At 69.1% G+C, this 3,732-nt stretch carries 5 protein-coding genes; 2 read left to right on the top strand and 3 right to left on the bottom strand.

What is annotated here, in order from left to right; translation table 11 throughout:
• The coding region (locus ACIPIA_RS12075) for an inositol monophosphatase family protein (protein WP_400509801.1) at window positions 1-558 on the bottom strand (558 nt) is incomplete at its 3' end.
• Window positions 559-814: 256 nt separating this feature from the next.
• Here ACIPIA_RS12075 and ACIPIA_RS12070 point away from each other — a divergent pair.
• The gene (locus ACIPIA_RS12070; protein ID WP_400509799.1) at window positions 815-1,336 is read left to right on the top strand and encodes a DUF6101 family protein; all 522 of its coding nucleotides are present in this window, start codon (window positions 815-817) and stop codon (window positions 1,334-1,336) included.
• Here the strand turns inward: ACIPIA_RS12070 and ubiA are convergent.
• Both ubiA and ACIPIA_RS12060 read right to left on the bottom strand, forming a co-directional pair.
• Complete coding sequence (gene ubiA, locus ACIPIA_RS12065; RefSeq protein WP_400509797.1) at window positions 1,333-2,301, bottom strand: 4-hydroxybenzoate octaprenyltransferase; 969 nt, start codon at window positions 2,299-2,301, stop codon at window positions 1,333-1,335. The two genes, ACIPIA_RS12070 and ubiA, sit on opposite strands and share 4 nt — an antisense overlap.
• A 15-nt stretch (window positions 2,302-2,316) precedes the next feature.
• Window positions 2,317-2,742, bottom strand: a complete 426-nt coding sequence (locus ACIPIA_RS12060) for a hypothetical protein (protein ID WP_400509794.1) — start codon at window positions 2,740-2,742, stop codon at window positions 2,317-2,319.
• 253 nt (window positions 2,743-2,995) lie between these two features.
• Between ACIPIA_RS12060 and ACIPIA_RS12055 the strand changes: the two genes are divergently transcribed.
• A partial coding sequence (locus ACIPIA_RS12055) for a 16S rRNA (uracil(1498)-N(3))-methyltransferase (RefSeq protein WP_400509792.1) occupies window positions 2,996-3,732 on the top strand: 737 nt, incomplete at its 3' end.

The raw sequence follows: 3,732 nt of genomic DNA, 5'->3' as shown, positions 1-3,732 counted from the left end.
CAGCGAAGGAATTTTGGGGACGGCCTCGAACTGCTCGGTCTGGGCGAGCGCGTCGAGCATAGGCTTGGGCCCGGCGATGCGCGTGCCGGCGAGGCTCGCCGCCTGAGAGGCGCGGATCGGCTCGCCGTTGCGCCGGGCGCCGCCGCCGCTCAGCGCGGTGTATGTGGCATTGCAGGCGGGGGCGTGTACGACGCCGAGCACTGGCTGGCCGGCATCGAGCAGGGCGACGCAGACGGCCCAGTCCGGCGAGCCGCTCATATAGGCGCGGGTGCCGTCGATGGGATCGACCACCCAGACGAAACGGTGCGTCAGGCGTTGCGCATCGTCGACCGTTTCCTCCGAGAGCCAGGCGGCCTCCGGCAGCAGGGCCGAAAGGCGGATGCGCAGGAAGGTGTCGACGCCGATATCGGCCTCCGTCACCGGGGAGCCGCCGCTCTTGGCCCAGGTGCGCGCCGCCGTCTGCGCGCCGGGGCGAAAGAGGTCGAGTGCGAGGATTCCGGCTTCAAGACAGCTGTCGCAGACCGCCTTCATCAGCTCGGTCGCGGTCGGGGGCGTCATGGCGTGCATGCCTCCGTATCGGCCGCAGGGCGCGCCGTTTCAAGCCGAAAATGCGGCGGGATATCGAAAGATTCCGTCAAGCATCCGCCCCGAAACCGCGCTTTCGAACCTCTGGAACGGCCGAAACACCATCCTTTAACCGAACCCCTTAAGCGCTCGGACACGGCTGCGGCACATCCTCACATGGCAAGCACGAGAGCCCCGCATTCGACAGAGGGCTCCGCTGCAGCAGGGATTGAGAGAGGCGTTATAACCGATGGCCAGCGTCACGCCGGCCGCCGGGGAGGGTGGCTTTGTGCCGCATCTTCCCGGCGAGTCGACCACCACAGCGATCGTTTCCAGAAATCCGATGCCGGCGCGGCCGGCGGCGCCCGCGATCGAGCGGGTCGGCTCGGTGCGCATCCTGCGCGGCACTGCCAGCTGGCGGGGTGTGGCGCTGCGTCTGGCCAACCCCACGGGCGATGACGACCGCTTCGAACTGGCCCTGACCGCGGGTGACGGCAGATCCGTCGTCGTGGCCACGGCGGACGAGAGCGACGCCGTCGCGCTCTGGCGCGATTTCGGCCGGGCGAGCGGCCTGCCGCTGCTGCTCGAGACCGCCGATGGTGCGGTGAGCGAGCCTTTCCCGCAGATCGGCCGCGTGGCGCTCGGGCCGGTGCGCATCCGGCGCCGTCATGGCCTGCTCAATGGCCGACGTCCGCGCTTCCTGACCCGACGCAAGACCGGTCGCGTCGCGGAACTGCCGGTCATGGTCTCCGGCGACAAGCTGACCGATTAGCTCAGCAGCGACCGCCCGATCGTGTCGAGCGCGAGCCCGGCGGCGAGCACCAGCCCGGCATTGCGGTTCGAGCGGAACAGCACCAGCGCTTCCGGCGCGCTCGCGCCGGTGATGCGTGTCACCTGCCGGCCGAGATGGCCGGCGAAGGCGGCAAGACCCAGCCAGGCGAAGATACCCCCGCCGACGAGCCAGATCGCGATCGCCGTCAAGGTCGTCGCCAGGCCGAAGCAGATCGCCACCGCCTCGCGCGTGTGATCGCCGAAATAGCGTGCGCTCGACTTGATGCCGGCGATGACGTCGTCCTCGATATCCTGCATCGCGTAGATCGTGTCGTAGCCGACCGTCCAGGCGATCGCCGCCGCATAGATCAGATAGGCCGGCGGATCGAGCCGCCCGAACACGGCGCTCCAGCCCATGAGCCCGCCCCAGGAGAAGGCGAGCCCGAGCACGAACTGGGGCATGTTCGTGATCCGCTTCATGAACGGGTAGACCGCGACGATGGCGAGCGAGGCGATGCCTAGCAGGATCGTGAAGCGGTTGAATTGCAGGAGCACGACGAGCCCGCCGAGCGATTGCGCGACCATGAACAGGGCGGCCGCCCTGGCGGTCACCTGGCCCGAGGGCAGCGGGCGACCGCGGGTCCGCGCCACCTCGGCGTCGAGCTTGCGGTCGATGATGTCGTTGAAGGTGCAGCCCGCGCCGCGCATCAGGATCGCGCCGATCAGGAAGAGCAGGCAGTGCCAGGGATCGGGATAGGGCCTGCCCGCGGCGATCGCGGCCAGCCCGGCCGCCCACCAGCAGGGCAGCAGCAGCAGCCACCAGCCGATCGGGCGCTCGATGCGGGCGAGCTTCAGGAACGGGCGGGCCGCCCGCGGCGCGCGGGTATCGACCCAATGGCCCTTGAGCGCGTCGGGAAGGACGCCGTCAGATCCGGAGGTGGCGTGGAGCGGTGCCGGCTCCGGCATGGCCGAACTCGCCGGTCAGAGGGCGCCTTGCGGAACGCGCATGCCGCCGCCGGCGCCGCTCGTGATCGAATCGGCGCCACCGAACGGGTTCGCGCCCTGCGCCTGCTGCTGGGCCCGCCGCTGCATCGCCGCCTGCTGCTTCACCGCGTTGCAGGCCTGGGTGCGGTAGGTGACGACCTTCTGGTTGTCCGCCTTCATGCCGTCGATGAACGCGCCGGGAATCTGGCACCAGTCCTGGTTGGCGGCAGCGAACTTGAGCGCGGCTTCGCCATTGTTGACGAGGCGCCCGAAGGTGCTGCAGGCGTCCTGCGGGGTCATCTTCTTCTTGGCCTTCTGCGAGGCCTGAAGCCGGGCGACGATCGACTGGCGCTCGGCAAGCAGCTTCTGGATCTGTTCGCAGCCGGAAACCGGGGCTTGAGCCTGGGCCGGCGCGGCAGACATGACAGATGCCAGGGCAAGCCCGATGGTCGCAACCACACCAGATGCCAACCCGCGCCGCATGATGTCCCTCTCCAGCTTGCCGGCCGATCTGGCCGATCCTTAAATATGTCCTTAACAGCAGGCGCTGTTAACGCGAACGACCCTTGCGAGTCTACTCTTCGTATGTCGGGAGCTGCTCGCTGCTAGTGCAAGATTGTGGCGTTTTTCCTGCCACGCTCAACCGTCAAGATCCGCCGCGGAGGCGCCTGCCCACATGTCCGTACCCGATTTCGCCCGCCACCGGCTGTTCCTGGACCTCTCGTTCTCGGCCGGGGTCGCAGTTCCGCTGGAGCGGGAGCAGGCGAATTATCTCCTCAACGTCCTGCGGTTCAAGGCCGGCGACGTCGTACTCGTCTTCAACGGGCGCGACGGCGAGTGGCTGGCGAGCCTCGTGCCGGAGGGGCGCAAGCAGGCGACGCTCTCGCTTGTCCGGCAGGTCAGGCCGCAGCCGCCGGAGAGCGATCTGCATTATCTCTTCGCGCCACTGAAGCACGCGCGGCTCGACTACATGGCGCAGAAGGCCGTCGAGATGGGGGCCGGCGTTCTGCAGCCCGTGCTCACGCGGCGCACGCAGGTCTCGCGGCTCAATCTCGATCGTATGCGCGCCAACGCCGTCGAGGCTGCGGAGCAATGCGGCATCCTCGGCCTGCCCGCGATCCGGGAGGAGAAGTCGCTGGAATCGGCGCTCTCCGGCCTTGCGCCTGATCGCCTGCTGATCTTTTGCGACGAGGGGGCCGAGGAGGCGAGCCCCGTCGCGGCGCTGGCCGCGCGGGCGCCGGCCCCGCTCGCTGTCCTGATCGGGCCGGAGGGCGGCTTCGACGAGGCCGAGCGGCAGTTGATCCGGGCGCGCGCCAATACGATGCCGATCTCGCTCGGGCCGCGCATCCTGCGCGCCGACACCGCGGCGGTCGCCGCGCTCGCAGTGGTCCAGGCAACGCTGGGAGACTGGTC

This window comes from Allobosea sp. CER48, assembly GCF_044752385.1.
Lineage (GTDB): Bacteria > Pseudomonadota > Alphaproteobacteria > Rhizobiales > Beijerinckiaceae > Allobosea.
The sequence above is the reverse complement of the archived record's forward strand: the minus strand, read 5'-3'. Positions and strand labels throughout refer to the sequence as shown.

Excerpts from the sequence above, each read along its gene's own strand:
- ACIPIA_RS12070 (WP_400509799.1), top strand. The coding sequence starts at position 815 with ATGGCCAGCGTCACGCCGGCCGCCGGGGAGGGTGGCTTTGTGCCGCAT.
- ACIPIA_RS12060 (WP_400509794.1), bottom strand. The coding sequence starts at position 2,742 with ATGTCTGCCGCGCCGGCCCAGGCTCAAGCCCCGGTTTCCGGCTGCGAA.
- ubiA (WP_400509797.1), bottom strand. The coding sequence starts at position 2,301 with ATGCCGGAGCCGGCACCGCTCCACGCCACCTCCGGATCTGACGGCGTC.